The organism is Aneurinibacillus tyrosinisolvens (assembly GCF_001015055.1).
Classification (GTDB): Bacteria; Bacillota; Bacilli; order Aneurinibacillales; family Aneurinibacillaceae; genus Aneurinibacillus_A; species Aneurinibacillus_A tyrosinisolvens.
This window is the reverse complement of sequence record NZ_BBWZ01000005.1, coordinates 140,599-166,035: the sequence shown is the minus strand read 5'-3', so window position 1 is coordinate 166,035 and position 25,437 is coordinate 140,599. Positions and strand designations below refer to the sequence as shown.

Below are 25,437 nucleotides of genomic sequence, written 5' to 3'. Positions count from 1 at the left end.
AAATTCCCCCCAACTAGGTGCCCACTTCACGAACACCCTGCACATAAATATTCACACGGTCCACTGCCAGTCCCAACTGCTGGTCTAACGCATACTTTACCCGCTCTTGAACAATATGGGCGACTTCGGATATTTTCGTTCCATAGCTCACAATAATATAAAGATCAATCAAGACCATGCCATCCTGTTTACGTACTTCTACCCCACGGGATAAATTCTCCCTCCGCAGAATGTCGGCAATGCCATCCTTCATCGTCCGTCTTGATGACATTCCGATTAGGCCGTAGCATTCCATAGCTACCGCACCGGCAAGCGTAGCAACCACTTGCTCTTCTACTTCTATCGTTCCAAGTTCCGTGCTAATTTGAATGCTCATATCATTGCCTCCCTTTATCGATTTGCCCCAATGCCGCTCACCGTATGTACCTAAACTCCCCATCATTTTACTACAACGGGAATGGTTTTTAAAGGATGCCGGTAAATTCTATGTAAAGGATAACTTATTGACACCGCTATTGCTTTATTAAAATACGTATGATATCATACTTGAGTATGTTATGAGAGTCAAATTGAATGACTTCATCTCACAGGGGAGGTGAAATAAATGGCACGTGTATGTTATGTAACTGGCAAACGAGCAAAGAGCGGCAACAGCAGAAGCCACTCCAACCGTGCGAATAAGCGCACCTGGGGTGTTAACGTTCAAAAAGTACGCATTCTGGTTGATGGTAAACCAAAACGCGTTTACGTGAGCACAAAAGCATTAAAATCCGGTTTGGTTACCCGCGTTTAGTGATAGCGGATGCCTCCGTGGAACTTGGCGTATAAGAAAGCTTTATTCTTTCTTATACGCCAAAAAAGCACCCTTTGCGGTGCTTTTTTAGTAGATAAGAAAGTTATACTTTCTTAATCTACATAAGGGCAACTAAGGCTACCGCCAGCACCTGCGGCTTGGCGCTAGCCAAGTTTTCTTTATGTTATGAACCACGTTACCGCTTGCCCCCTCCCAAAATCGCCCGAATCAGCCCCCCCAAAAACCTCGGTAATTTAATCGTATAAAACCGCATGATGACCCCTCCTCATTCACGTACAGTTAATTTAGTATATTCATCCGAGCTCCATACATGTGTATTAATCTTACATACTATCCTATGCATTCGGTCTAACATATGCTTTTACCCTTCATAGTATGTAATAAAAAAACCTGAGCAGCAGGGAATTCTGCCATCCAGGTAACGAAGCCTCTTATTGACACGCCTGTTTAATCTCGTGAATTGCCTTTGCCCTGTCTGCCTGTCCGAACACCGCGTTTCCGGCCACCAGGCACGTCGCTCCCGCTTCTGTCACAAGGGCGGCTGTCTGCGCGTTGATGCCTCCGTCGATTTGAATTTCCACTTTATTTTCAAGCCCGTGCTCCTTGAGCATTCCCTTTAGTTTTTTAATTTTTGCCAGCACTTCCGGAATAAATTTTTGCCCGCCAAATCCGGGGTTAACCGACATCAGAAGAACCATGTCCAGATCGGCAAGCACATGCTGCAGTGTCTCCACCGGTGTCGCCGGGTTTAGGGAAACCGCCGCTTTTATCCCCTGGTCCTTAATATGGTAAAGCGTCCGGTGAAGATGCACACAGGCCTCCTGGTGAACCGTAATCATATCGGCACCGCTTTTGGCGAATTCAGGAATATAGAAATCCGGATTTTCAATCATAAGGTGGACATCAAGGGGAAGCCCGGTATGGGGGCGGATCGCTTTAACAACAAGAGGTCCAATCGTAATATTCGGCACGAAATGACCGTCCATAACATCAACGTGGATCCAGTCTGCTCCGCCCTTTTCTACTTCTTTTATTTCTTCCCCCAGCTTCGAAAAATCGGCTGAAAGAATCGAAGGTGCGATTTTTACCATCCTTAATACCTCGGCTTTCTGTCTTTAATCTCCTGCAAAAACTGTACATAATGCTTATAGCGGGACCGCATAATTTCTCCCTTATCAAGCGCGCTGCGCACTGCGCATCCGGGTTCGTTTATATGGTGGCAGCCCCGGAATTTACAGTTTCCGGAACGCTCTCTCATCTCCTTAAAATAATGGCTAAGGTCATTCGCTTCGATCGATTGGAAATCAAGCGAACTGAATCCAGGCGTATCGGCGACCCATCCGCCGTTAGGTAAATAAATCAATTCTACATGGCGGGTCGTATGCTTTCCTCTTCCTAGCTTATGGCTAATCGGTGCTGTTTCAAGCTCTAGATCACTGAACAGCGCATTAAGAAGAGAAGACTTTCCCACACCGGACTGCCCGGAAAAAACAGAAAGATGCCCGATGAGGTGGTCACGGATGGCTTCGATTCCGTTCTTGCCCTTCGAACTGGTGACAATAACCGGGTAACCAATCGTTTTATATTCCTTGCGAATTTGAGCGACTTTTTCCTCATCAGGCTGAAGGTCCGCCTTTGTAAGGCAAATGACCGCTTCGATTCCCGCCGCCTCGGTGTGAACGAGAAATTTATCGAGCAGCTGGGGGCTAAAATTCGGTTCCGCAAGCGAGAAAACAAGAATCGCCTGATCAACATTGGCAATCTGCGGCCGAATGAGTTCACTCGTCCGCGGCAGAACTTCTGTAACAACTCCGTCCGTTTTGCCTGCCGCTTCGTACAGCACTTCATCGCCGACCAGGGGAGTAATCCCCCTTTTCTTGAAAACGCCCCGCGCCCGGCACTGCCAGTACGCTTCTCCGTCTTGAACATAATAGTAACCTGCCAGCGCTTTAACAATACGGCCCTGCGGCATGACACCCCTCCCTTCTACTGGTAATCGCTATATTTGACCTGCTTTTGTTCGATCAATGTCCCATCCCTGTATACCTCAATTACTGCGTCTTTTTGCGGTGATACGACACACGGAATGGAGAACTGCATGCTTTTGTCGATCGGATACTTCCCTGCCGTGTGATTGTCTCCTCTCGCATCTGAAACTTTAATTTCAATGGTTGCCTTTTCACCTTGATTCAGATACACATCAACCGTCGCCTTTACGCTTTTCGCTTCACCCGGAAGCCCGGAGCTTACTTCAATTCTTACCGTCGTACCTTTTGTAACACGTTCGCCTGTCGGATACGACTGGGAAAGGACCGTCCCTTCAGGCTGATAGCTCGGTTTTCTTGAAATCTCAACCTGCAGGTTGTTCCGATCCAGTTTCGCCTGCGCTTCCTGTTCCGTAAACCCTACAAGCTGAGGCATGACAACTTTTTCCTTTCCTTTGCTTACGACAAGCTTTACCTCGGTCTCATCCGGAGCAATCTCGGTGCCGGCCGGTGGGTTTTGCTCTAATACCGTACCTGCCGGCTGCTCGTCATTACTTATCTCGTCCGTTGTATAGCTTTTGTATTTTGTCTGCAGCTCGCCTTCTATATCACCCAGTTTTTTTCCAACATAACCCGACATAGCGATTTTTTGTTTTCCCTGGCTGACGAACAGCTGGACCTCCGTGTTTTCCTTCACCAGGATATTCGCCGGCGGTGTTTGTTTAATCACGTGCCCTGCCGCTACATCTTTATTGTACTGCTGCTGAATGACCGGCTTCAATTTGGCATCTTCCAGCGTTTTTCTCGCCTGATCCAGCGCCATGTTTTGGACCGAGGGAACCTTGACGTCAGGGACTTTAAAGAGCGTTGTGGCGTAAAAAATGCCTGCGCCCACCAGCACCAGGAATAGACAAATCCCGGTCGTCCATAGCAGGGCCTTCTTCAAAGAACGCTTTGCCTTTCGGTCCCTGGATTCCTCATTTTCATCCGCCTGATCTTCCGGCTGGCCCCCGATGTTTCCTGCCTCCTCAGCTGACACTACTTCATCATCACTCCATGACCGCCTCCGCAGCATTTCCGGTTTAATAGCAGGGATAACGCGGGTAATTTGGGCGTCTTCCTCCTCCTCATATTTCTCCGGAAGAACATAGACAGCCTCATTTTTCCTGTCGGGAGAAAGGCATGTGCGTAAATCCAGAAGCATTTCATGCGCGGATTCGTACCTGTACATCGGTTCTTTTGCCAGCGCGCGGGTAATAATATTCTCAATGCTTTGCGGAATTTCCGGGCGCAGCTTGCGCGGAGGTATGTATGGCTCCTGCAGGTGCTTCAGAGCAACACTAATTGGAGAGTCTCCGGAAAACGGCAGTTCTCCTGTCAGCATCTCGTATATAACGATACCAAGTGAATACAAATCCGATTTCGCGCCTGCCATGACTCCCTTCGCCTGCTCAGGCGAGAAATAGTGAACAGACCCGAGCACCGAACCGGTATGCGTGATCGTGACGGATGAAACGGCCCGTGCAATGCCAAAATCAGTAACCTTAATACGCCCGTGTTTATTTATAAGAATGTTATGCGGTTTGATGTCTCTATGAATGAGTTCGTTTGTGTGTGCGTGGTCAAGCGCATCACAGATTTGAATCGCAATCTCAACCGCTTCTTTTACATCAAGCGGGGCGCTTTCGTTAATATATTTTTTCAGCGTCTTTCCCTCTACATACTCCATTACGATGTAGTAAATATCTTCTTCCTGGCCAAGATCATAAATATTTACGACATTCGGGTGGGACAGACTCGCCGCTGCCTGTGCTTCTCGATGAAAGCGCGCGATAAAGTCATCGTCATTGCCAAATTGGGAGCGCAGCACTTTTAAAGCTACGGTACGGTTCAACAATATATCACGAGCACGGTAAACGACGGCCATACCGCCCTCGCCAATCCGCTCTTCAATATCGTAACGACTACCGATTCTCTTTCCAATCATCAGAAGGCTCCCCCTTTCATCCTGTATACCCCGATGCATTACGCAGGAGAATGACAGTAATATTGTCTTCTCCTCCGGCTTTTAGTGAACAGGAAATCAACCTGTTCACCATATCCTCGAGGGAACCGTCCTGTAATATGTTTGTTATTTCATCGCTGCTTATTTTTCCGGACAGGCCGTCGGAACAGAGGAGCAGAATGTCGTTCGGATCCCAGTGCAGTACACTGTAGTCCGCTTTCACACTCGGTTCCGTTCCCAGCGCGCGGGTTAGGATATTCCGGCGCGGATGATTTGCCGCTTCCGTCGGTGTAATTTGCTGGCTCCGCAAAAGCTCATTTACAAGCGTATGATCATTTGTAACTTGCTGGAGCTTTTGCTCGCTATACTTATAAATCCGGCTGTCCCCGATATGGGCCAGAATGCCATACTGTTCATTCATAAGAGCGATGACTACGGTTGTACCCATTCCCCTGCATTCCTCATGCGTTTGGGCGTAGTCCAGAATTTTGTGGTTGGCAAGCCGGATCGCCTCTTCAAGCTTATCCTGCATTCCGCTCGGCGTCATATCAGCCGTGATTTTTTCTATCTGCCCGGCAATAATATCAACAGCCATCTGGCTTGCCACATCACCCGCCTGGTGTCCTCCCATACCATCCGCAACGATGGCGAGAACCCAACCGTTTTTATACTTGCGGATTGCGCCTGAATCCTCATTCATTTGCCTTACACAACCGATATGTGTCTGTATGGCTGACTCCATTCCGTCCTCTCCCCTACGTCTGTTTAGCGTGCTGGGCGCGAAGCTGGCCGCACGCAGCAGCGATATCGCTCCCGTGTTCACGGCGTATCGTTACGTTGATCCCCTTGGATTCGAGAATTTTTTTGAAGGTGAAAATGTCATTGCGAGCTGTCCGGACGTAGTTGCGCTCCGGAACATAGTTCACTGGAATTAAATTCACGTGGCACATGAGGCCTTTTAAGAGTTCCACCAGTTCTTCCGCATGCTCCGGCTGATCATTTACTTTTCCGAACAGCCCGTATTCAAACGTAAGCCGGCGCCCTGTCGTTTTAATGTAATACTCGCATGCGCGCATCAATTCGTCGAGCGGGTACCTTCGGTTAACCGGCATAAGCTTGGAACGAATTTCCGTATTCGGAGCGTGCAGGGAAATGGCCAGGTTAATTTGCGTTTTTTCATCCGCAAAGCGATAAATTGACTCAATAATGCCGCTTGTTGATACCGTAATGTGGCGCTGGCCGATATTCAGCCCTTGGTCATCGTTTATAATGCGCAGGAAAGCCATCAGGGCGTCATAGTTTTCAAACGGTTCCCCGATCCCCATGACCACAACATGACTCGCCCTTTCCTCGTGCTCATCGAGCGCTCTCTGCGCGGCAAGCACCTGCATCACAATCTCGCCCGGCTCCAGGTCGCGTTTTAACCCGCCCAGCGTCGAAGCGCAGAACGTACAGCCGATGCGGCAGCCGACCTGTGTCGTTACGCAAATGCTGTTACCGTAATTGTGGCGCATAATAACGGTCTCAATCGCATGCCCGTCATGGAGGGAAAAGAGAAATTTAATGGTCCCGTCACTTGACTCCTGCCGGGTAATTTCTTTCAATGCGTCCATCCGGAAGGCTGCTTCCAGTTTCTCCCGCAGTGCCTTGGATAGATTGCTCATGTCAGCAAAAGAATCGACGCGCTTCACATACAGCCAGTCAAAAATTTGTCCGGCACGAAACGCTTTTTCCCCGTTCTCTTCCAGCCACTTTTTCAGTTCAGGCATCGTTTTATTGTAAATAAATGGTTTCATTGTTTTATCACCAATTTCTTTCTTAAAAAGTTCAAATCATATTGTACCATATTTATCCCGCAAAAATCAGCAATTGATAACGCCAGCCAGCGGCAGCCCGCCGCTTATGTACATTATACCCTTCAAAAGCCAAAAAAGTATTCACCCCGTTTTTCACGGAGCGAATACTTTCCTTAGAGAACGAGACTGTCGATGACTTTGACAAGCTGGACGATTTCCGGCTTGCTCACCTGGGCTTCCGCTCCAACCGCCGCACCTTTATGTTGTAAATCATCAGTTATGAGGGAAGAGAAAATAACGACCGGCAACTTGTTTAACTGTTTGTCTTCCTTTATTCTTTTCGTTAAGTGATGCCCGTCCATTTTCGGCATTTCAATATCCGTTATAATGAGCTGTAGTTCCTTGGTTACATCAGCATTATCCCTGGTGAGCCCCTCAAGATAATTCCACGCCTCGCTCCCGTCATGACAGAACGTCAGGTTCACGTAGCCCGCTTCCTCCAATGTTTCCTGGATAAGCCGGCGCAATATCATGGAATCCTCCGCAATAAGAATCCTTTTGTCCGAGCGTTTCCTGGGTCCAAGCTCCTTCATTCTGCCCAGGTTAATCCCCGATTCAGGGCTGATGTCGACAACGACCTTTTCAAAATCGACAAGCAGAATAAAGCGCTCGTCATCCATTTTGATAATGCCGGTCGTGCTGCTCTCCAGCCCCCGTGAAAACTCATCCGGCTTCTCAATCTGCCCCCAGGAAATCCGGTGAATGCGGGCCACCGAGTGGACATGAAACGCGACTTTCATCTGGTTCAATTCGGCAATGATGAGCTTGTCCTGGCCCGGATGTTCGGAAGGAGGGTAGCCAAGCACTTTCGCTAAATCAATGACCGGCAATACTTCGCCCCTCAGCTGAATGATTCCCATCACGCAAGGGTGGCCCTTCGGCGTTCTGGTCAGCGGAAGCGGATTAATGACCTCTCTTACTTTAATGACGTTAATCCCGAAGCTGTCCTGTCCGATGCCGAACTCGATAATTTCAAGTTCATTTGTTCCGCTTTCCAGCAAAATCCCTTTGTTCTCTCTTATTTCCATCCTATTATCTCCTCCCGAGGCACTCGTCTGTTGAATTCGTTATCATGAAGGCCATACCGGAGCACTTCCGGCTAAACAGTAAGTTTTTCTGCTACATTAGGATTATCGTAATATTCATCCGCGTCTTCTATATACTAAATTACCTGCTCATATTTTACTACAATTTTGTTTCCCTGTTCTACTTGTGGCTGTTTTGTCATGATTTTGTTTCTTAATGCAAAAAGGAAGGCGCTTTGCCAAACACCTTCCTTTGTAAAACAGCACACTTGAATATGTCGCCGCTCTCTTTATTTTCTTTTTCTAAGCCGTGAAATAAAGAAGCCGTCCGTATGGAAATGGTGCGGCAGAATCTGGACATACCCTCTGCTAAGCACATCGTACTTCTGCCTTATTTCTTCCGGCATGTCCAGCATAAGGTCCCCGTCCATTTCCCATTCCGGGTGCTCAGCAAGAAAGCGCCTGATCAACGCTTCGTTCTCTTCTGCCTGCACCGTGCACGTACTGTAGACGAGCCTGCCATCAGGCGCAACCAGACGGGCGGCAGTACAGAGAAGCTCGTATTGTACGGCGCTAATTGCTTTCGCATCTTCCTGCCACTTGTGCCACTTGATATCCGGCTTGCGGCGAATGACGCCAAGGCCGGTGCACGGCGCATCGAGCAGCACGCGGTCAAAAGCTTCGCCCTGGAGGACTTCATCCGCCTTTCTTGAATCGGCCTGTTTTCCTGTAATAATCGAAATGCCGAGCCGGAATGCGTTCGCTTCAATCAGCTTGATTTTATGCGGGTGCAGGTCTAGCGCCACAATCTTTCCCTTGTTGTTCATCCGCTCAGCCATGTGCGTTGTTTTCCCGCCCGGTGCGGCACACAGATCAAGCACGCTCATGCCGGGCTGCGGTGCCACCGCGTGCGCAACGAGCATTGAACTTTCGTCCTGCACCGTGCAGGAGCCGCTCGTATAGGCCGGCAGCTCTCCGATATTCCCTACATCCTGCGCGATGACTCCCTCGGCTATTATAGAAGAAGGGCGGACCTGTGCATCCGTGACCTGCTTTTGGATCTGTTCGATTAATTCATCCCTTGTTACACGAAGCCGGTTCGCACGCAGGCTTAGTTCCGGAGGACGGTTGTTCTCCTCGCACATCTTCTCCGTTTCCTCTGCCCCATACTGCTCGATCCACTCCCGAACCATCCATTCGGGGTGGGAATGCAGAAGCGAGAGGCGCTTAACGCCAGGCAAAGACTCCGGTACCTGTACTTTCCCCGGCTCGCGCAAACGGGTGCGCAGCACGCCATTCACCATTCCGGAAATACCTTTATGTCCCCAGCGCTTGGCAATTTCGACCGCTTCATGCACGACGGCCCGCTCTGGAATACGATCCAGGTAAGAAATCTGATAAAAGCTAATCCGCAGCAAATTCCGGACCCAGCCTTCCAGTTTCCCCGGAGGCTGCTTGAGAAATTTTCCGAGCATCCAATCAAGCGTATTCAGGCGGCTGAGCGTACCGTAGACGAGTTCGGTGGCAAGCCCGATATCTCTGCGATCCAGGCTTGATTTGCCAAGCGCATTCTTTAATTCAAGGTTGCTGTAGGCCTGTTTTTCCTCGACATCTATTAATACGCGGACAGCCAGTTCACGGGCATTGGCCGGTTCAGGAAGCGAATTTCGTTTACTCATGGGCGCTGCTCCGTCACAAAACGCATCCCTGGAGCAAGGATAGCGCTTCCTCTTACATAATCAGAAACGAGCATCGCTTTCTTACCCGCAGGCTGTATCTCAATGAGGCGGAGCACTCCCTGGCCTGTCCGCACATCGATTCCTTCGGGCGAAACGGCAAGAATCGTACCCGGTTGTTCTTCTCCTGCTCCGGTTTCTTCGAGCACCTGTGCCTGCCAGATTTTCATGTTGTTGTCCTCAATGACGGTATAGGCGACTGGCCACGGATTCATCCCGCGCACCTGATTAAACAGTTCGCGGGCGGTTTTGTTCCAGTCAAGCCGCTCGTCCTCCCTTTTAATATTCCATGCGTATGTAACCTTTGTTTCATCCTGCGGCTGAGGTGTAATCTCTCCGGCAACAAGCTTCGGAATTGTTTCTAAAAGCAGCTTACACCCCGCCTGGCTCAGCTTCGAGAACATCGTTCCTGTAGTGTCGCTTTCCTCGATAGGAACACGCACCTGGCTTAACATATCCCCGGCATCCAGCTTTTCCACCATGTACATAATTGTGACGCCCGTTTCCGGCTGACCGTCCATAATTGCTTTATGGATGGGCGCACCGCCGCGGTAGGCCGGCAGCAGGGACGCGTGAACATTAATGCAGCCATAGCGCGGATACTCGATTAATTCATTCGGAAGGATCTGTCCGAAAGCCGCAGTAACGATTAGATCCGGCTCATAGGCAAGAATGTCCTGCACGCCGTCTACTTTCAGCTTCTCCGGCTGCAGTACCGGCAGGCCGAGCAATAGAGCCGCTTCTTTCACCGGAGGGGCGGCCAGCTGTTTTTTGCGGCCCTTCGGACGGTCTGGCTGTGTAACAACGGCGACTACCTTATAGTTCTCTCTTACTAACTTCTGCAAAGAGGGCACCGCGAAATCCGGGGTGCCCATAAAAACAATCCGCACTTATTTTCAACTCCTTGTGCCGTGCCGTTTTATTCTTCTTTTCCCGAGTATGTTTTGTCCGCAATATCGATGAACAATACACCGTTCAAATGATCAATTTCGTGCTGAATAGCACGGGCCAGCAATTCCTCCCCTTCAACGGTAATCTCGTTGCCATGGCGATCAAGCGCTTTTGCTTTGACCCATTTTGCCCGCCGTACATCACCGAGCAAACCGGGAATGCTCAGGCAGCCTTCAGGCCCAAACTGTTCGTCCTTTTTCTCGATGATTTCAGGGTTGATCATTTCGATAATCCCATCCCCTACATCAATGACAACGACGCGCTTCGTAATGCCCACCTGCGGCGCCGCAAGACCGACACCTTCCGCTTCATACATCGTTTCCGCCATATCCTCCAGCAGTTTATGGAGATTTGGAGTAAATTTCTTTACTGCTTTACATTTTTCCCGTAAAACCGGATCGGGATGTTTGACAATCATGCGAATTCCCATCGTCCTGTTTCCTCCTGTAATATAACCCTTATTTCCGTATTTCTATTTCGTCTGCCGCATGCTTATGCCTTACATCATCATTTGCGGATCAACATCAACCGCCAGCATCATGCCCGCCTTTTTCCGTTCTTCATCAAATGCGCGGACAATTCTTTGAATGGATGGTAAGACATGCGGATCGTTTTTATATTTTATCATGCATTGAAAGCGATATCTATCTTTGATTCGGGCGATCGGAGAGGCCACCGGCCCGAGAAGAAAAGCGCCTGGAGGAATGACCTCGCGCAGCTGCCGCGCAAATTTTTCCGCCATTTTAATAAGCAGGGGGACGCTTTCGTGTGCGAAGGTAAAAAGAACGAGCCGACAGAAAGGCGGGTAGTTTTTGTCCCGCCTCTGCTGAATCTCTTCAAGGAAGAACGATTCATAATCGTGCCGGCTGGCAAACTGGATGCTGTAATGCTCTGTATTGTATGTCTGCAGAATGACTTCCCCTTCCTTCTCGTGCCGGCCCGCCCGTCCGCCCACCTGGGTGACAAGCTGGAAGGTCCGCTCGGCGGCGCGGAAGTCCGGCAGATTGAGCATGCTGTCGGCAGCCAGGACGCCGACAAGCGTTACGTTCGGAAAATCAAGCCCTTTTGCAATCATCTGCGTACCGAGCAGCACATCCCCTTTGCCTTCCCGGAAATCCTGGAGCAGCCTTTCGTGCGCTCCCTTTCGCGACGTCGTATCTACATCCATACGAATGACGCGGATTCCAGGAAAATAACGCGCCAGTTCCTCCTCTACCTTCTGAGTGCCTGTACCGAAAAAACGGATATGTTCGCTGCCGCATTCCGGGCATATCTCGGGTTCACGCTCCGTAAAGCCGCAGTAGTGGCAGCGAAGGGTGCGGTTGCTCTTATGGTACGTGAGCGAAATGTCGCAGTGCGGGCACTGGACGACAAACCCGCAGGAGCGGCACATGACGAACGTGGAAAAGCCGCGCCGGTTCAGAAACATGACCATCTGTTCCTTCCGGGCGAGTCTCTCATTGATCCCGTCCATCAATGTTTTGCTGAACATTGTCCGGTTTCCGGCACGCAGTTCCTCCCGCATATCCACGACGTTCACTTTCGGCAGCGGACGGTTTTTTACCCGATCCGTCATCTTAAAGAAAGCGATTTTCCCCCGCGTCGCTTCATTATATGTTTCCATCGAAGGAGTAGCGCTGCCGAACAGCACGACAGCTTTATGATAAAGCCCCCGGTACTGCGCAACCGTCCTGGCGTGATACCGGGGCGTCTCCTCCTGCTTGTACGAACCCTCGTGTTCCTCATCCAGTATAATAAGGCCGAGATTGCGAAAAGGGGCAAAAATAGCGGAACGAGCCCCGATGGCGATCTTAACTTCCCCGCGGTGAATTCTGCGCCACTCATCGTATCGCTCCCCCTGAGACAGGCGGCTGTGCAGGACCGCTACCTGGTTCCCGAACCGGCCTTTGAACCGCTCGACCATCTGCGGCGTAAGCGATATCTCAGGCACGAGCAGGATCGTCTCCCTTCCCCGCGCAATCGTCCGCTCCATAATTTCTAAGTAAACCTCTGTTTTTCCGCTGCCTGTTACGCCGTGAATCAGGCAGGGAAAATAGGCAGGGGGGGACATGCCTTCGGCGATGCCTTCAATCACGGTCTGCTGCTGCGGGGTAAACGGATGCTTGGGAGCCGCCTTAAAAGTCCTGCCCGCGTACGGATCCCGGTAGTTCTCTACTTCCTCCCGGTGCAGAATCCCTTTATCCACAAGTCCCTTTACCGTTTGGTGGGAAATGCGAAGAAGCGAAAGCAGCTCCGGCTGGGAAATGGGGCCATAATAGTGAAGAAAATGGGAAAGGATTTCCTTCTGGCGGGTAGCCGATTTGGGCATCGCCTCTCTGAACCTCTCCAGATCCTCCGGCGGAACCGCAGGGGTAAGAACGGTGATTGTTTTTTTTGTAACCCGGTCGCCGACAACCTGTTCGACTGCCAGACGCCCGTTTTCCATGCCTTCCTTGATCCACTGTCCGGCCAACGGAAATTCTTTCAACAGTTTTCCCCACGATACCGGCTGGCGATTCCTGATGTATTCGTAAAATGCCCGCTCCTCCGGGAGGATAGCGGCGTAAATTTCTGTTCCCGGCAATAATGAGACCTGCTTTTCATAGCTGGATCGCAGCACCGCCGGAATCATCGATTGAAGCGCTGCATAGTATGTACACATATAACGCTCGCTAATTTTTCTGGCGAGATACACCATTTCTTCTGTGAGCGGAGGCTCTATATCAAGCACATCGAGAATATCCCGCGTTTTTTTTACCTCACTGGCAGGCGCGATTCCGATGACAAACCCCTGCAGCTTCCGGGCACCGAAAGGAACAGAAACCCGGCTGCCAACCTGGATGAACGGAAGCAGAGCAGAGGAGATTTTATAATCGAAGGGGCGGTCTGTTTCGACAACAGGGACATCAACAACAACCCGGGCATACATGCTTTTACACTCCCGCTGTTTTTGAAATGCCCGCCACTGCATCTAGAATTTTATGGGCAATGTCCGCCTTGCTCATTTGTGGAAGGGCAAAGCTGCGGCCATCCTTTGTATAGATTGTGACGATATTCGTGTCGGTTCCAAACCCTGCGCCCGCCTGGGTAACATTGTTCGCCACAATCATGTCTGTATTTTTCCGCTCCATTTTGCGCAAAGCGTTTTCCTGTATGTTTTCGGTTTCCGCTGCGAATCCAACGAGAACCTGGTGCGTCTTGCGCTTTCCCAGCTCAGCGAGAATATCGCGTGTTCTCTCCAGTTCGAGAACGGAATCACCCGGCTGCTTTTTCATTTTCTGGGCATAGACCGTTTTCGGACGGTAGTCGGCTACGGCGGCAGCCTTTATAACCACATTCATTTCTTCGTAGCGCGCAAGAACGGCCTGGTACATATCCTCGGCCGATTCAATCTCTACGAGCGTAACACCGGCCGCAGGTGTAAGATTTGTCTTGCCGCTCACGAGGGTAACGTCCGCCCCGCGCGCCGCAGCGCCTCGGCAATCGCATACCCCATTTTGCCGGAAGAATGATTTGTAAAGAAACGCACCGGATCGATCGCCTCTCTCGTTGCCCCCGCTGTTACAAGCACTTTTTTCCCGGCGAAATCCTGCTTTTCTGCCAGGGCGAAGTAAGACTCAATTTCATGCAAAATGTGAGGCGGCTCAGCAAGGCGGCCTTTGCCTGTCCACCCGCAGGCCAGGTACCCTTCCTCCGGCTCAATAAATCGGTACCCGTATCCCGCAAGCTGCTTCATGTTCTTCTGCACGGCTGGATGGTTATACATGTTGACATTCATCGCCGGCGCAATCCAAATCGGCGCCTTCGTTGCAAGCGACACAGTTGCAATGAGATTGTCCGCAATCCCGTTCGCCAGCTTCCCAATCATGTTGGCTGTCGCAGGTGCTATCAGAAACAAATCGGCCTCGTCCGCTAGATGGATATGAGAAATCTTCGAAGGATCGGGTTCTTGAAACGTATCCGTTAACACCGGATTCCTTACAAGGGATTGGAATGTAATCGGCTGGACGAACCGCGCTGCGGATTCCGTCATGAGCACCCATACATGCGCCCCCTTCTGCGTCAGCTACTGCACAGATCGGCTATCTTATAAATGGCAATTCCGCCGGTAACTCCAATAACAATCGTTTTTCCTTGAAGCATACATCGTTCACTCCCCACTAAAAAAACGCATCCCATCCCCGCGTCCAGTCATTCGTAGGCATCGGTTCGGATATGCGTTTTCTTATGTAGTAATCTTACTCTTTATTTCATTCTTTCAAATTGAATTTTCTTTGCGTTGAACTCTTCAAGCGCTGTTCCTACGAACTTGTGTGACACAGGCTTGTCAATCAAAAACTTGTTATCTTCCCGCATCTGGCGGGCACGCTTGGAAGCGATGCTCACGAGCGTATACTTACTGTCTACCTTCTGCAGCATTTCATCAACGGATGGATAAATCATAAATTAAAATACCTCCTCGATCCAGTTGCGGTATTTCGCAATCTGGCGTTCCTTCTTTAAATGTTCGGCGACGACAATCGCCTGGATGCGCTCACACGCTTTTTCCACTTCATCATTCACTACCACATAATTATAGTAATCCATCAGCTCAATTTCAGCTCTTGCTACGAGCATACGGTTCCGGATGCTGTCTTCCGTTTCCGTTCCCCGCCCGGTAATTCTGGAATGAAGCTCCTTCAAATCAGGGGGCGCAAGAAAAATAAAGATGCCTTCCGGAAACTTTTCCTTTACCTGGAGGGCGCCCTGCACTTCAATCTCCAGAATAACATCCTTCCCCTGTTCCAGCGTTTCTTCAACAAACTGGCGCGGTGTGCCATAGAAATTCCCCACATACTCTGCCCACTCAAGCATTTGATCATGTTCGATCATCGACTCAAATTCATCCCTGGACTTAAAGAAATAGTTGACCCCATCTATTTCTCCCTGGCGCGGCGCGCGCGTTGTCGCAGATACCGAATACACAAGATCCCTCATCTGCGGCCGCAGCGCGGCACATACGGTCCCTTTGCCTACACCGGAAGGTCCTGAAAGGACGAGCAATAACCCTTTGTCTTGCGTCATATAATCCCCCGTTTAGTTATTCGTCTGAATCATCATCTTTATTAGTTAATCGATGGGCCACCGTCTCAGGCTGAACAGCTGACAGAATCACGTGATCACTATCCGTCACAATGACAGCGCGCGTCCGCCTGCCGTATGTGGCATCAATAAGCATTCCACGATCCCGCGCTTCCTGAATGATGCGTTTAATGGGTGCGGATTCCGGGCTAACAATTGAGATAATGCGGTTGGCTGAAACGATATTACCAAATCCAATATTAATCAGCTTAATGGCCATGCTTTTGCGCCCCCCTGTTCTTGCGGGATAAGGTGGTGATCCCATCACAAGTCTTACCACGATATTTTGCCCTAATACCCGCGCGAAGCGAAAAGATATAAATCCCATCGTACGGTACGGGGTTCAGACAGTTACCTACTATTCTACTTCTTTATTCTATATTTTGCACCTGTTCTTTCACTTTTTCCAGTTCCGCCTTTAAAAGAACGACGCGGCGGCTGATTTCAAGGTGATTGGCCTTCGCCCCCATTGTGTTCACCTCACGATGGCATTCCTGCACGAGAAAATCAAGCTTTCTCCCGATTGGCTCTTTCTCCTCAACAATATGGGCGAACTGTGTGAGGTGGCTGTGCAGCCTTGTCAGTTCCTCAGAAATATCGGCGCGCTCGGCAAACAACGCCACTTCATTCAAGAGCCGGGCTTCATCCAGCTCGCATCTTCCTTCTATGTATTCCTGCAGCCTGGAAACAATTCGTTCTCTGTAATTGGAAGCAACTTCCGGAACAAACCGGCTGATTTGTTCTACCACGCTTTCATTTCATCCAGCCGGTTTAAAATATCATGGCGGAGAGCCTGCCCTTCTTTTTCCCTCATTTGAGCGAGAAGCAAAGCGGATTCTTCTGCCGCCTCCAGGAGAAGCGCCGAATACAGGGCAACATCTACATCCTCATCGACGACGCGTACAACATCCGGAAGCAGCATCATATCCTTAACAGACAACGGCTCACTTTCCCCAAGCATGGACGCCAGTTGTTCCGCTGTTTTCTTATACTGGAGGGCCAGATCCCAATTTACCTCAAGGGCGGAGCATGGGGCCGTCAGCTGCATCGTAACAAACACGTCCACACGCCCGCGTCTAATATGGCGAAGCACGCACTTTCTTACCTGATCCTCAAGCGCAGCCAGCTCTCGCGGCATGCGGATGGCGATTTCACTAAACCTGTGGTTGACCGAGCGCATCTCGACGACAAAACGGGCGGCATCGTTTTTCTTTTCCGCCCGGCCATATCCGGTCATGCTATATACCAATTCATTCACCTCTATCCAACGTAATGGAATTACGCAGAAAAAGCTTCTTTAGTTTACACGCCGGGCTTTACCCATTGCCCTGTGAACACCTCTTCAGCAGGGCCCGTCATATAGACATGGCCGTCCCGGTCGTTCCATTCGATATATAAATCGCCGCCGAGCAGATGAACCGTTGCGGCTCGTTCGGTTTTTCCGTTCAGCACGCCCGCAACGACGGTTGCACAGGCTCCTGTCCCACAGGCATATGTCTGCCCGCACCCCCGCTCCCATACACGCATATCGATATCTGTGTTTGAATTGACAGAGACGAACTCAACGTTCGCTTTACGGGGAAACATCGGATTGCTTTCGAGGAGCGGTCCCCACTTTTCAACATCAAAGCCGGGAGCGTCGTCCACAAAAATAACAGCATGCGGATTTCCCATCGAAACACCTGTGAATGCAAAACGGGTCCCGCCGGCGTCCAAAGGCTCATTAACGACTTGTTCTTGGCGGAGGGAGACCGGGATGCGGGAACCTTCGAGAATCGGCGCGCCCATATCTACTTTTACCTCTTTGGCACGGCCATTTTCCACGACGAGCCATACCTGCTGAATGCCGGCAAGCGTCTCGATCGTAAGGTGCTGTTTATCCGTCATATTGTGGTCGAAGACATACTTGGCGACACAGCGGATCGCATTGCCGCACTGTTCAGGTTCCGAGCCGTCCGCGTTCATAATTCGCATACAGAAATCCGCTTTACTGGAAGGAAGGATAAACACAAGGCCATCCCCTCCGATGCCAAAATGGCGGTCACATACTGCTGAGGCCAGCCGGCCCGCGTCCGGCGGCAGTGTTTCAAAATGGGCAACGACAATAAAATCGTTGCCCAAACCATTCATTTTCGTGAAATTCAAGCTTTTCCCAACCTTTCCTTCCTGCCTGTTTTTGCCCCTAGATAAGAGAAAACGCCTGTTGCAAATGTAGGAATTCCGGCCATAAGAAGAACAAACAGCCACTCGTATACCGTTAGCGGGACCGTATTAAAAATCGGCTGGAGAACAGGCAGGTAAATAACCGGAACGACGAGCACGATCGAAGAAAGCACGGCAAGTACAAGATATTTGTTTTGCAGCGGGTTGCGGCTGAAAATGGAAACCTCACTCCGGCAATCAAATACATGAATCAACTGGGCCATGACGAGCGTCGCAAAGGCAACCGTCTGAGCTCTTACCAAGTTGTCCGGGTGCGCTTCATACGTAATCCAGAAAGCAAGCAGCGTCACCAAACCGATCAGCACTCCGCGCGAAACAATTTTCCATGCAAGTCCCCGTGCAAATACGCTTTCTTTACGGGAACGCGGGGGGCGCTTCATCGTGGCTTCCTCCGGCTGGTCAATCCCGAGCGCCAGCGCCGGCAGCCCATCGGTAACCAGGTTTACCCAGAGGATTTGTATCGGAACGAGCGGGAGAGGAAGCCCTGCCAGCATCGCGAAAAACATAACCATGATTTCTCCAACGTTCGAGGCGAGCAGGTAGCGGATAAACTTCCGAATGTTGTCGTAAATCGTGCGCCCCTCTTCAATGGCCGCTTCAATTGTCGCGAAGTTATCGTCAGCCAGCACGAGCGACGCCGCTTCCTTCGTCACATCCGTTCCTGTAATTCCCATAGCAATGCCGATGTCCGCCGCTTTAATCGCCGGCGCGTCGTTCACCCCGTCGCCCGTCATTGCAACGACATGGCCCTTCTTCTGCAGCGCCTTCACGATGCGCAGCTTATGCTCCGGTGAAACCCGCGCATATACATAGACATTATCTACAATCGAATCGAACTCACTATCGGACATATTATATAAATCCTGTCCATTTACTGTCAACCCGCCCACGGGCAGGATTCCGAGCTGTTGGGCAATCGCTTCGGCCGTCGTCTGATGGTCGCCTGTAATCATGACGGTTTTGATGCCCGCGTTTCTGCATTTTTTGATTGCAAGTTTTACTTCAGCGCGCGGCGGGTCAATCATCCCCATCAAGCCCGCGAACACCAGATTCCGTTCGGCCGAATGCTCATTCTCGGGCTGTTCCCCGGGACGTAAATCACGGTAGGAAATGGCGAGCACACGGAGAGCCTTCTTCGCCAGCGCTTCATTCGCAATAATAATCTGGCGGCGAAGCGTCGGCGTAAGCAGCAGCGGCTTGCCATTCCATAAAATATGCGTGCAGCGGCTGAGAAGAACATCGGGGGCGCCTTTTGTTACGAGCAAGCTCTTCCCATAGCTGTCCTGGACCACGGCGGACATCATTTTGCGCGTAGAGTCAAACGGAAATTCACGGATTCTCTTCCATGTTTCCCCCACTATCTTCCGCTCAAGCCCGGCTTTGCCTCCGGCGACAAGCAAGGCTCCTTCGGTCGGATCCCCTGTAACAACCCAGTTTTCCTCGGCTTTTTTAAATAAGCCTTTCTTCTCCGCCGTCTCCCTTTCCAGGTAGGCGTTATTGCAAAGAACACCGAGATGGAGCATTTTGTAGAGTGAACCGTGGGCCTGCGCCCGCAGCGGGCGTCCGTTCTGGTAAAACTTGCCTTCAGGCTCGTACCCGGTACCGCTCACCTCGATGGTTGCATCTTCCAGCCAAATATGTGTAACCGTCATTTTATTCTGCGTGAGCGTCCCTGTCTTATCTGAGCATATAACACTGGCGCTGCCAAGCGTTTCAACGGAAGGCAGTTTACGGACAATGGCCCGCCGCTTAATCATCCGCTGGACACCGAGGGCAAGAGCGACGGTAACAATGGCAGGCAATCCTTCCGGGATCGCCGCGACAGCAAGGCTGACGCCAGCGAGGAACATAGCGTACGCGTTTTGCCCGTGGAAAATCCCCGTAGCGACAACGAGCGCTGTCAGGGCCAGCGCCACGACGATCAATATTTTACCGAGCTGCTCAAGCTTTAACTGAAGCGGGGTTTGTACCGTTTCTGTCGTCTGAATCAGGTCCGCAATTTTCCCCATCTCTGTCATCATTCCGGTCGTTAATACGACCGCGTGTGCCGTTCCTCCGGTAACGAGGGTTCCCATAAAGCCAATGTTCGTCTGATCGCCCAGCGGGATTCTCTCATGGGGAAGCATGGTGTCCGATTTTAAAACAGGAACCGACTCCCCCGTTAGTGCCGATTCTTCCACATGCACTCCGTTTGCGGATAGAAAACGGACATCAGCCGGGATGCGGTCTCCCCCTTCCAAATACACAAGATCACCAGGAACGAGAAGCTTGGCCGGTATATGTGCAAGCTGCCCGTCACGAATACAATACGCCATGGGAGCGGTGAGTTCTTTTAGCGCGGAAAGGGAGCGTTCCGCCCGGTATTCCTGAAAAAAACCGAGAATTCCGTTAATAATAACGATGGCAATAATAGCAATAGCATCTACATACTCACCGAGAAAACCGGAAATCAGGGTGGCAACGAGCAGCACAAGCACCATAAAATCTTTAAACTGTGCGAGAAAGAGTGTAAGAGGAGAAATTTTCTTCTTGTCCGCCAGCACGTTTTCTCCGAGGTGCTCCAGACGCCGTTTCGCTTCTTCTGCCGACAGTCCTTTTTTCATATCGGTTTTTAAAATACGCCCCAGTTCTTCTTCCGTGTAGCTAAACCAGTAGTGTTGTTTATCCATGTCCATTCCTCCTTTGTTCCGAACCTTCCTTCCAAGCTAACTTATTCTGACAAGCCGTAAAAAATGCTATCCTCTTTCTTTCCCCAAAATAAATAGCCCTCACCGTGTCCGGCGAAGGCTGTTCCTGGATCCTCTTAAATTAAGAACAAAAAGCAAGTTTATAGTATAATCTATACGTTGGCCATTTATATGGACATGCGCAAAGGTGAAATCACCTTGCCAGGAAAAACGATTGCAATGAAGAGGTGATAGGAAAATGGCTTTTGACGGTATTGTAACCCGGGCGATCACGCATGAGCTTCACGGGCTGCTCACAACAGGCAGGATTACAAAAATCCACCAGCCTACGGCAACCGATATTCTCATGCAAGTACGGACCCGCCAGGGAAACGTACGGCTGCTACTCTCGGCCAGCCTTAGCTTTCCGAGAATCCATATAACGAACGAATCATATCAGAACCCCCTGGAAGCTCCTATGTTCTGTATGCTGCTAAGAAAATACTGTGAAGGGGCCGTTATCGAATCCATTAAGCAGGTGGAAATGGAGAGAGTGATCCATATCGATATCCGCAGCCGGGATGAACTCGGTGACGAGCGAACAAAGCGCATCGTTCTGGAAATTATGGGGCGGCACAGCAATTTAATTCTGATGGACCCGCAATCCGGCTTGATTCATGACGGTCTGCACCATGTTACTCCCGCAGTAAGCCGGCACCGTGTTATTCTGCCGGGCAGACCATATGTAACCCCGCCTCCGCAGGAGAAGACAAATCCGCTAACAGTAAACGAGACAGCCTTTACAAAGCTGCTCGATTATAATCAGGGAAAAATCGACAAACAGCTTGTTGCTAAATTTTCCGGTGTTAGTCCGCTTGTTGCCGCCGAGATCGTCCACCGCGCAGGGCTTCCGACAAGGGAGGCTATGTGGAACGCTTTTTCCAGTGTTATGGAACCTGCCCTTGACCACCGGTATGTACCGAACATTACACAGGGAGAAGAAAAAACACATTTCTCCGTAGTCGCCTTGACTCACCTGGCTGATACGGCCGAAACGTTCAGTACGGTGAGCGAATGCCTGGAATCCTTCTACCATGGGAAAGCGGAGCGCGATGCTGTAAAACAGCGGATGCACGACTTGATTCGCCTCGTGAGCAATGAGCGGAACAAAAATATAAAGAAAATTGAAAAGCTCGTCCAGACGAAAAAAGAAGCGAAGGATGCAAAGCAATACCAGGTGTTTGGCGAACTTATTACAGCGAACATTTATCAAATTACTAGAGGCCAAACAGTAGCAAACGTGTTAAACTACTACGAGGATGATGCGCCTGAAGTTCCCATTCCGCTTGACCCGGCCCTCAGCCCTTCCGAAAATGCGCAGGCGTACTTTAAACGCTATACGAAGGCGAAGAACAGCCTTGCCGTGCTCGATGAGCAGATCGCTGCCGCGGAGGAAGAGGTAACGTATCTGGAAACCGTGCTGCAGCAGGTAGAAGGGGCAGGCCTTCGCGATATCGAGGAAATCCGCGAAGAATTAACGGAAGAAGGCTATTTACGGGCAAGGCCGGGCAAAGGCCGGAAAAACAAACCAAAGCCGCCTTCTGTTGAGCGTTACGTATCGAGTGAAGGTATTGAAATGTACGTGGGGAAAAACAACAAGCAGAATGACTATTTGACAAATCGCCTGGCGGCTCCGGATGATACATGGCTCCATACGAAGGATATCCCGGGCTCACACGTAGTGATCCGCGGCACTTCGTTTGGCGATTCCACTCTGGAAGAAGCCGCCCAGCTTGCCGCCTACAACAGCAAAGCAAAAAACTCAAGCCAGGTCCCGGTTGATTATACCCTTGTACGCCATGTGAAAAAACCGAGGGGCGCCAAGCCCGGGTTTGTCATTTATGAGCAGCAGAAAACACTGTTTATTACGCCGGACGAATCAGCGATCCGGAACATAATGAAAACAAAAAACACGATGTCTTGAGGAATTCTCATGAAAAAAAATTCTTTTTTAAAGGGCACGCTTATTTTAACGCTGGCGGCCATTGTTGCCCGCTTGCTCGGTGTTGCCCAGAGGGTCCCGCTCCAGCATATTATGGGGAACGACGGGATGAACTTATACACGATTTCGTACAACATTTATGGGATGCTGCTTATCGTTGCGACGCTTGGCGTTCCGAGCGCGCTCAGTAAACAGATTTCGGAGTATACTGCGATCGGCAAATACCATGAGGCATATCAAACATACCGGGCGGCACGGAATTTCGCCCTCGTAACCGGTGTTATTATGTTTTTCATCATGATGGCAGCCGCACCTTACTATGCACAATACACCCTGGCTCCACAGGCCGAACTGGCGATTCGCGCGATCGCACCGGCTATGCTTTTGTTTCCTCTAATTGCCATCATGCGGGGCTATTTTCAGGGGCTGCAGTACATGCAGCCGACGGGGCTGTCGCAGATTATTGAACAAATCCTCCGCGTGGCGACAGCCGTGGCCCTGCCTCTGCTGCTAATGTATTTAGGCTACAACAAAGACGTCGCGGTTGCCGGCGCTTCTTTCGGGGCTGTCATGGGGAGCATTGCCGCCTGTGCGGTGATGATTTATTTCTACAAAAAGAAACGGGCGGAACAAAAGCAGCGTCTCCGGGAACAGAAAACCCATACACGCCTAACGTATCGCGAGATTTACAAAAAGATGCTGCGGCTGTCCCTGCCGATTACGCTGTCCGCACTGGCTGTGCCCCTGCTTTATTTTATTGATTCCTCCACCGGGCTGCGCCTTCTGGTGCCGCATGATGAGCGAATCTCAGTTGTCGCCCAGCACAAAGAAGCCGTGATAGGGGGCAAAGATATTACGCTGCCGATTGCACCGAGTTTGTATCAGAACAAAACAACCATGGTGCCGCTGGAGGCCGTTGGCAGCGCGATGGGCGGCACCGTTACATGGGACAAGGCTCACCAGCAGGCAACCTATACGAAAAACGGCAAATCGTTTACGCTTCAAATGAACAAAATGGTTATCGTAAACAACCGGGCACTCGGCCCGCTCCAGCTGGCTGAGGGAACGAACATCGCGATGGTGCCGCTCCGCTTCTTCACTGAACAGCTGAGCGCTTATAATGATGCGATGGAAACGATGGGGATTCTAGGCGGGAGCGCGCAGTCGCTTGCCGGCCTCCCGATTATCTTTGCCATTGCCCTCAGCTCATCCATCATTCCAGTTGTTTCTTCCGCCCATTCCAGGAGGGATGAGAAAGAAGTGCAGAGGATGAGCTCAATGGCTCTGCGGATTGCGCTCATTACGGGTGTCCCGGCCGCCCTGTACCTGACCGTTGCCGCTTATCCGGTCAATGGATTTTTATTCAGCAATACGGCAGAAACGTATACGAAGGCGTCCCTTATTATCGCCTGTTTATGCTTTGGCACAATTTTTCAAATTATGATGATGACTTCCTCCGGCATTTTGCAGGGATTGGGCAGGACGGATTTGCCGATGCGGCATGTAGCCGTAGGAATTGCCGTAAAATGGGCGGGAAATTATCTATTCGCCCCGCTGCTTGGAATTTATGGCATTATTCTCGCTACAAGCCTGTGTTTTATCGTTATCATGGCATTAAACATCCGGGCGATTAACCATTATTCACGGTTATCCATACTCGGGGAGAAATGGCGGGGATTTATCCTCTCCGCCCTTCTTCTCGTCGCCATCGGGCTCGGAATTGTGGAAGCAGGCTTTATCATCCAGCCGCTCATCCCGATGCCTGCCTTCCTCTTTTTTGGCATAGAATCCATCATCGTTGCCCTTTTCAGTTTGGCGGGCTATGGCGTTGCCCTTTTCTGGCTAAAAGGCATCGATGTTCGGGAAATCACCTATTTTCCGCGGGTGGCGCAAAAAGCTTACCACGTACTTGCACGTTACCGGATTGTACCGGCATTTGCCGAACCGTTGGATCAACAAAAAAGCGGGCTTCCCTAATAGGGAAAGCCCGCTTTTTTATACTGGCTAGCAATGGGTGTTTTCATCCCGAATTTTCACTAACAGCCGGTCAATTTCGCTTATTTCAATTTGAATTTGTTCAACGATTTCTGTATCTGTAATTTGTTTGTTATTTATAAGCTCTGCTACGAATTCCTTCCAATTCTGATGCGATACATACAATGCGTCCCACTCTTTCTTATCCATCTCATCGATCCGCCCTCTCTACTGCTGATAAAGGAACATGGCTTTCGACAGGCTCGTATGAGAAGCGTTCTATCTATCTGTATCCCTAATTGACTTCGAAAGAACCCATACCTTTCTATATGATTATTCTTACCACTTTCGGGTATGCTAAAACACCAATTTCACTTTGTGTATAAATTCTTTTTAAAATCGAAAAAAAGCGGAAAACGCTGCAAAGTATGCGTTCCGCCTTTCCTTTGTTAACCCTGGTATTTTTCCGGGTTTTCCCGCCATGCTGCGAGCCTCTCGAGCTGATCCGGGCGGATATGCCCTTTCTTCTCTGCTGCCTCCAACAGCGCGGTGTAGTTGCTCAATGTTTGATAGGGGATTCCCGCTTCCGCAAACGCCCTGTCAGCTGCCGGGAATTGATAGGAGAAAATCGCAAGCACAGCAAGCACATCTCCTCCCGCTTCCTGCACGGCGCGCGCCGCTTCAATCGAACTTCCGCCGGTAGAGATTAAATCCTCAATGACAATCACCTTCTCACCTGCAGCCAGCTTTCCCTCAATCTGGTTTCCTTTCCCGTGTGCTTTCGGCTTCGACCGGACGTACACCATAGGAAGGTTCAGCTCCTCCGCTACCCAGGCTGCATGCGGGATTCCCGCTGTAGCGGTCCCGGCGATGACCTGCGCATCAGGATACTGCTCGCGAATGCGGCGGGCAAATGATTGATAAATAAATTTTCTTACTTCCGGATAAGACATCGTCAGCCGATTATCACAGTAGATGGGGCTTTTTATCCCTGATGTCCACGTGAACGGCTCGTCCGGCTGCAGTGCAACCGCGTTAATTTCAAGCAACTTTCCCGCTATCTCTTTCTCTGTATCCAT

Annotated in this window: 24 protein-coding genes and 1 pseudogene; 3 read left to right on the top strand and 22 right to left on the bottom strand. The window is 50.5% G+C overall.

Annotated elements, in window-relative coordinates; genetic code table 11:
• Nucleotides 1-13 precede the first annotated feature (13 nt).
• Nucleotides 14-376 (bottom strand): Asp23/Gls24 family envelope stress response protein, encoded by a 363-nt coding sequence (locus MBEAL2_RS06990; RefSeq protein ID WP_047151600.1) that lies wholly within the window; start codon nt 374-376, stop codon nt 14-16.
• A gap of 228 nt (nt 377-604) precedes the next feature.
• On the opposite strand from MBEAL2_RS06990, the gene rpmB reads away from it, so the two are divergent.
• Nucleotides 605-793, top strand: coding sequence for a 50S ribosomal protein L28 (gene rpmB, locus MBEAL2_RS06985; protein ID WP_047151599.1), 189 nt, complete (start codon nt 605-607; stop codon nt 791-793).
• 196 nt (nt 794-989) lie between these two features.
• Here rpmB and spoVM read toward each other — a convergent pair whose 3' ends face one another.
• From spoVM to MBEAL2_RS06900, 19 genes and pseudogenes are all read right to left on the bottom strand, one after another.
• Nucleotides 990-1,067, bottom strand: coding sequence for a stage V sporulation protein SpoVM (gene spoVM, locus MBEAL2_RS30050; protein WP_082129808.1), 78 nt, complete (start codon nt 1,065-1,067; stop codon nt 990-992).
• A 178-nt stretch (nt 1,068-1,245) separates the two neighbouring features.
• Nucleotides 1,246-1,905: a ribulose-phosphate 3-epimerase gene (rpe, locus tag MBEAL2_RS06980; protein ID WP_047151598.1), complete on the bottom strand. Its 660-nt coding sequence runs from the start codon at nt 1,903-1,905 to the stop codon at nt 1,246-1,248.
• Nucleotides 1,906-1,907: 2 nt separating this feature from the next.
• Nucleotides 1,908-2,786: a ribosome small subunit-dependent GTPase A gene (gene rsgA, locus MBEAL2_RS06975; protein WP_047151597.1), complete on the bottom strand. Its 879-nt coding sequence runs from the start codon at nt 2,784-2,786 to the stop codon at nt 1,908-1,910.
• A 14-nt stretch (nt 2,787-2,800) separates the two neighbouring features.
• Nucleotides 2,801-4,786, bottom strand: a complete 1,986-nt coding sequence (gene pknB / locus MBEAL2_RS06970) for a Stk1 family PASTA domain-containing Ser/Thr kinase (protein ID WP_047151596.1) — start codon at nt 4,784-4,786, stop codon at nt 2,801-2,803.
• A 16-nt stretch (nt 4,787-4,802) separates the two neighbouring features.
• A complete protein-coding gene (locus tag MBEAL2_RS06965) occupies nt 4,803-5,546 on the bottom strand; it encodes a Stp1/IreP family PP2C-type Ser/Thr phosphatase (protein WP_047151595.1) in 744 nt (247 codons plus the stop codon).
• Between the two features lie 13 nt (nt 5,547-5,559).
• Nucleotides 5,560-6,600: a dual-specificity RNA methyltransferase RlmN gene (gene rlmN, locus MBEAL2_RS06960; RefSeq protein ID WP_047151594.1), complete on the bottom strand. Its 1,041-nt coding sequence runs from the start codon at nt 6,598-6,600 to the stop codon at nt 5,560-5,562.
• A gap of 173 nt (nt 6,601-6,773) precedes the next feature.
• A complete protein-coding gene (locus MBEAL2_RS06955) occupies nt 6,774-7,688 on the bottom strand; it encodes a chemotaxis protein (RefSeq protein WP_047151593.1) in 915 nt (304 codons plus the stop codon).
• A 287-nt stretch (nt 7,689-7,975) separates the two neighbouring features.
• Nucleotides 7,976-9,364: a 16S rRNA (cytosine(967)-C(5))-methyltransferase RsmB gene (gene rsmB, locus MBEAL2_RS06950; RefSeq protein WP_047151592.1), complete on the bottom strand. Its 1,389-nt coding sequence runs from the start codon at nt 9,362-9,364 to the stop codon at nt 7,976-7,978.
• Nucleotides 9,361-10,296, bottom strand: coding sequence for a methionyl-tRNA formyltransferase (gene fmt, locus MBEAL2_RS06945; protein ID WP_047151708.1), 936 nt, complete (start codon nt 10,294-10,296; stop codon nt 9,361-9,363). Before fmt ends, rsmB begins: the two co-directional genes overlap by 4 nt.
• Nucleotides 10,297-10,340: 44 nt before the next feature.
• Nucleotides 10,341-10,802 carry a peptide deformylase gene (gene def, locus MBEAL2_RS06940; protein WP_047151591.1) on the bottom strand — a complete coding sequence of 154 codons (462 nt, stop codon included), beginning with the start codon at nt 10,800-10,802 and terminating at the stop codon, nt 10,341-10,343.
• 69 nt (nt 10,803-10,871) lie between these two features.
• Nucleotides 10,872-13,301, bottom strand: a complete 2,430-nt coding sequence (gene priA / locus MBEAL2_RS06935) for a primosomal protein N' (RefSeq protein ID WP_047151590.1) — start codon at nt 13,299-13,301, stop codon at nt 10,872-10,874.
• A 4-nt stretch (nt 13,302-13,305) separates the two neighbouring features.
• A pseudogene (gene coaBC, locus MBEAL2_RS06930) lies at nt 13,306-14,515 on the bottom strand (bifunctional phosphopantothenoylcysteine decarboxylase/phosphopantothenate--cysteine ligase CoaBC).
• 102 nt (nt 14,516-14,617) lie between these two features.
• Entirely contained in the window at nt 14,618-14,815 is a 198-nt protein-coding gene (gene rpoZ / locus MBEAL2_RS06925; protein WP_047151589.1) for a DNA-directed RNA polymerase subunit omega, read from the bottom strand.
• A gap of 3 nt (nt 14,816-14,818) precedes the next feature.
• Complete coding sequence (gene gmk / locus MBEAL2_RS06920) at nt 14,819-15,436, bottom strand: guanylate kinase (RefSeq protein WP_047151588.1); 618 nt, start codon at nt 15,434-15,436, stop codon at nt 14,819-14,821.
• A 16-nt stretch (nt 15,437-15,452) separates the two neighbouring features.
• Nucleotides 15,453-15,713 (bottom strand): extracellular matrix/biofilm regulator RemA, encoded by a 261-nt coding sequence (gene remA, locus MBEAL2_RS06915; RefSeq protein WP_047151587.1) that lies wholly within the window; start codon nt 15,711-15,713, stop codon nt 15,453-15,455.
• 151 nt (nt 15,714-15,864) lie between these two features.
• Nucleotides 15,865-16,242 carry a DUF1732 domain-containing protein gene (locus tag MBEAL2_RS28975; RefSeq protein WP_052947537.1) on the bottom strand — a complete coding sequence of 126 codons (378 nt, stop codon included), beginning with the start codon at nt 16,240-16,242 and terminating at the stop codon, nt 15,865-15,867.
• A complete protein-coding gene (locus tag MBEAL2_RS28970; RefSeq protein WP_052947536.1) occupies nt 16,236-16,742 on the bottom strand; it encodes a YicC/YloC family endoribonuclease in 507 nt (168 codons plus the stop codon). Before MBEAL2_RS28970 ends, MBEAL2_RS28975 begins: the two co-directional genes overlap by 7 nt.
• 53 nt (nt 16,743-16,795) lie before the next feature.
• Nucleotides 16,796-17,638, bottom strand: coding sequence for a diaminopimelate epimerase (dapF, locus tag MBEAL2_RS06905; RefSeq protein ID WP_047151586.1), 843 nt, complete (start codon nt 17,636-17,638; stop codon nt 16,796-16,798).
• The gene (locus MBEAL2_RS06900) at nt 17,635-20,385 is read right to left on the bottom strand and encodes a calcium-translocating P-type ATPase, SERCA-type (protein WP_047151585.1); all 2,751 of its coding nucleotides are present in this window, start codon (nt 20,383-20,385) and stop codon (nt 17,635-17,637) included. Before MBEAL2_RS06900 ends, dapF begins: the two co-directional genes overlap by 4 nt.
• A gap of 256 nt (nt 20,386-20,641) precedes the next feature.
• Here MBEAL2_RS06900 and MBEAL2_RS06895 point away from each other — a divergent pair, with 256 nt between their 5' ends.
• A complete protein-coding gene (locus MBEAL2_RS06895) occupies nt 20,642-22,366 on the top strand; it encodes an Rqc2 family fibronectin-binding protein (protein WP_047151584.1) in 1,725 nt (574 codons plus the stop codon).
• A 9-nt stretch (nt 22,367-22,375) separates the two neighbouring features.
• Nucleotides 22,376-24,361 (top strand): oligosaccharide flippase family protein, encoded by a 1,986-nt coding sequence (locus tag MBEAL2_RS28965; protein WP_052947535.1) that lies wholly within the window; start codon nt 22,376-22,378, stop codon nt 24,359-24,361.
• A 27-nt stretch (nt 24,362-24,388) separates the two neighbouring features.
• Here MBEAL2_RS28965 and MBEAL2_RS06880 read toward each other — a convergent pair whose 3' ends face one another.
• A complete protein-coding gene (locus tag MBEAL2_RS06880) occupies nt 24,389-24,568 on the bottom strand; it encodes a hypothetical protein (protein ID WP_047151583.1) in 180 nt (59 codons plus the stop codon).
• 239 nt (nt 24,569-24,807) lie between these two features.
• A complete protein-coding gene (pyrE, locus tag MBEAL2_RS06875; RefSeq protein WP_439644840.1) occupies nt 24,808-25,437 on the bottom strand; it encodes an orotate phosphoribosyltransferase in 630 nt (209 codons plus the stop codon).

What these genes read in the sequence shown, in the direction of transcription:
- MBEAL2_RS06990 (WP_047151600.1), bottom strand. Translation starts at nt 376, where the DNA reads ATGAGCATTCAAATTAGCACGGAACTTGGAACGATAGAAGTAGAAGAG.
- rpmB (WP_047151599.1), top strand. Translation starts at nt 605, where the DNA reads ATGGCACGTGTATGTTATGTAACTGGCAAACGAGCAAAGAGCGGCAAC.
- spoVM (WP_082129808.1), bottom strand. Translation starts at nt 1,067, where the DNA reads ATGCGGTTTTATACGATTAAATTACCGAGGTTTTTGGGGGGGCTGATT.
- rpe (WP_047151598.1), bottom strand. Translation starts at nt 1,905, where the DNA reads ATGGTAAAAATCGCACCTTCGATTCTTTCAGCCGATTTTTCGAAGCTG.
- rsgA (WP_047151597.1), bottom strand. Translation starts at nt 2,786, where the DNA reads ATGCCGCAGGGCCGTATTGTTAAAGCGCTGGCAGGTTACTATTATGTT.
- pknB (WP_047151596.1), bottom strand. Translation starts at nt 4,786, where the DNA reads ATGATTGGAAAGAGAATCGGTAGTCGTTACGATATTGAAGAGCGGATT.
- MBEAL2_RS06965 (WP_047151595.1), bottom strand. Translation starts at nt 5,546, where the DNA reads ATGGAGTCAGCCATACAGACACATATCGGTTGTGTAAGGCAAATGAAT.
- rlmN (WP_047151594.1), bottom strand. Translation starts at nt 6,600, where the DNA reads ATGAAACCATTTATTTACAATAAAACGATGCCTGAACTGAAAAAGTGG.
- MBEAL2_RS06955 (WP_047151593.1), bottom strand. Translation starts at nt 7,688, where the DNA reads ATGGAAATAAGAGAGAACAAAGGGATTTTGCTGGAAAGCGGAACAAAT.
- rsmB (WP_047151592.1), bottom strand. Translation starts at nt 9,364, where the DNA reads ATGAGTAAACGAAATTCGCTTCCTGAACCGGCCAATGCCCGTGAACTG.
- fmt (WP_047151708.1), bottom strand. Translation starts at nt 10,296, where the DNA reads ATGGGCACCCCGGATTTCGCGGTGCCCTCTTTGCAGAAGTTAGTAAGA.
- def (WP_047151591.1), bottom strand. Translation starts at nt 10,802, where the DNA reads ATGGGAATTCGCATGATTGTCAAACATCCCGATCCGGTTTTACGGGAA.
- priA (WP_047151590.1), bottom strand. Translation starts at nt 13,301, where the DNA reads ATGTATGCCCGGGTTGTTGTTGATGTCCCTGTTGTCGAAACAGACCGC.
- rpoZ (WP_047151589.1), bottom strand. Translation starts at nt 14,815, where the DNA reads ATGATTTATCCATCCGTTGATGAAATGCTGCAGAAGGTAGACAGTAAG.
- gmk (WP_047151588.1), bottom strand. Translation starts at nt 15,436, where the DNA reads ATGACGCAAGACAAAGGGTTATTGCTCGTCCTTTCAGGACCTTCCGGT.
- remA (WP_047151587.1), bottom strand. Translation starts at nt 15,713, where the DNA reads ATGGCCATTAAGCTGATTAATATTGGATTTGGTAATATCGTTTCAGCC.
- MBEAL2_RS06900 (WP_047151585.1), bottom strand. Translation starts at nt 20,385, where the DNA reads ATGGATAAACAACACTACTGGTTTAGCTACACGGAAGAAGAACTGGGG.
- MBEAL2_RS06895 (WP_047151584.1), top strand. Translation starts at nt 20,642, where the DNA reads ATGGCTTTTGACGGTATTGTAACCCGGGCGATCACGCATGAGCTTCAC.
- MBEAL2_RS28965 (WP_052947535.1), top strand. Translation starts at nt 22,376, where the DNA reads ATGAAAAAAAATTCTTTTTTAAAGGGCACGCTTATTTTAACGCTGGCG.
- MBEAL2_RS06880 (WP_047151583.1), bottom strand. Translation starts at nt 24,568, where the DNA reads ATGGATAAGAAAGAGTGGGACGCATTGTATGTATCGCATCAGAATTGG.
- pyrE (WP_439644840.1), bottom strand. Translation starts at nt 25,437, where the DNA reads ATGGATACAGAGAAAGAGATAGCGGGAAAGTTGCTTGAAATTAACGCG.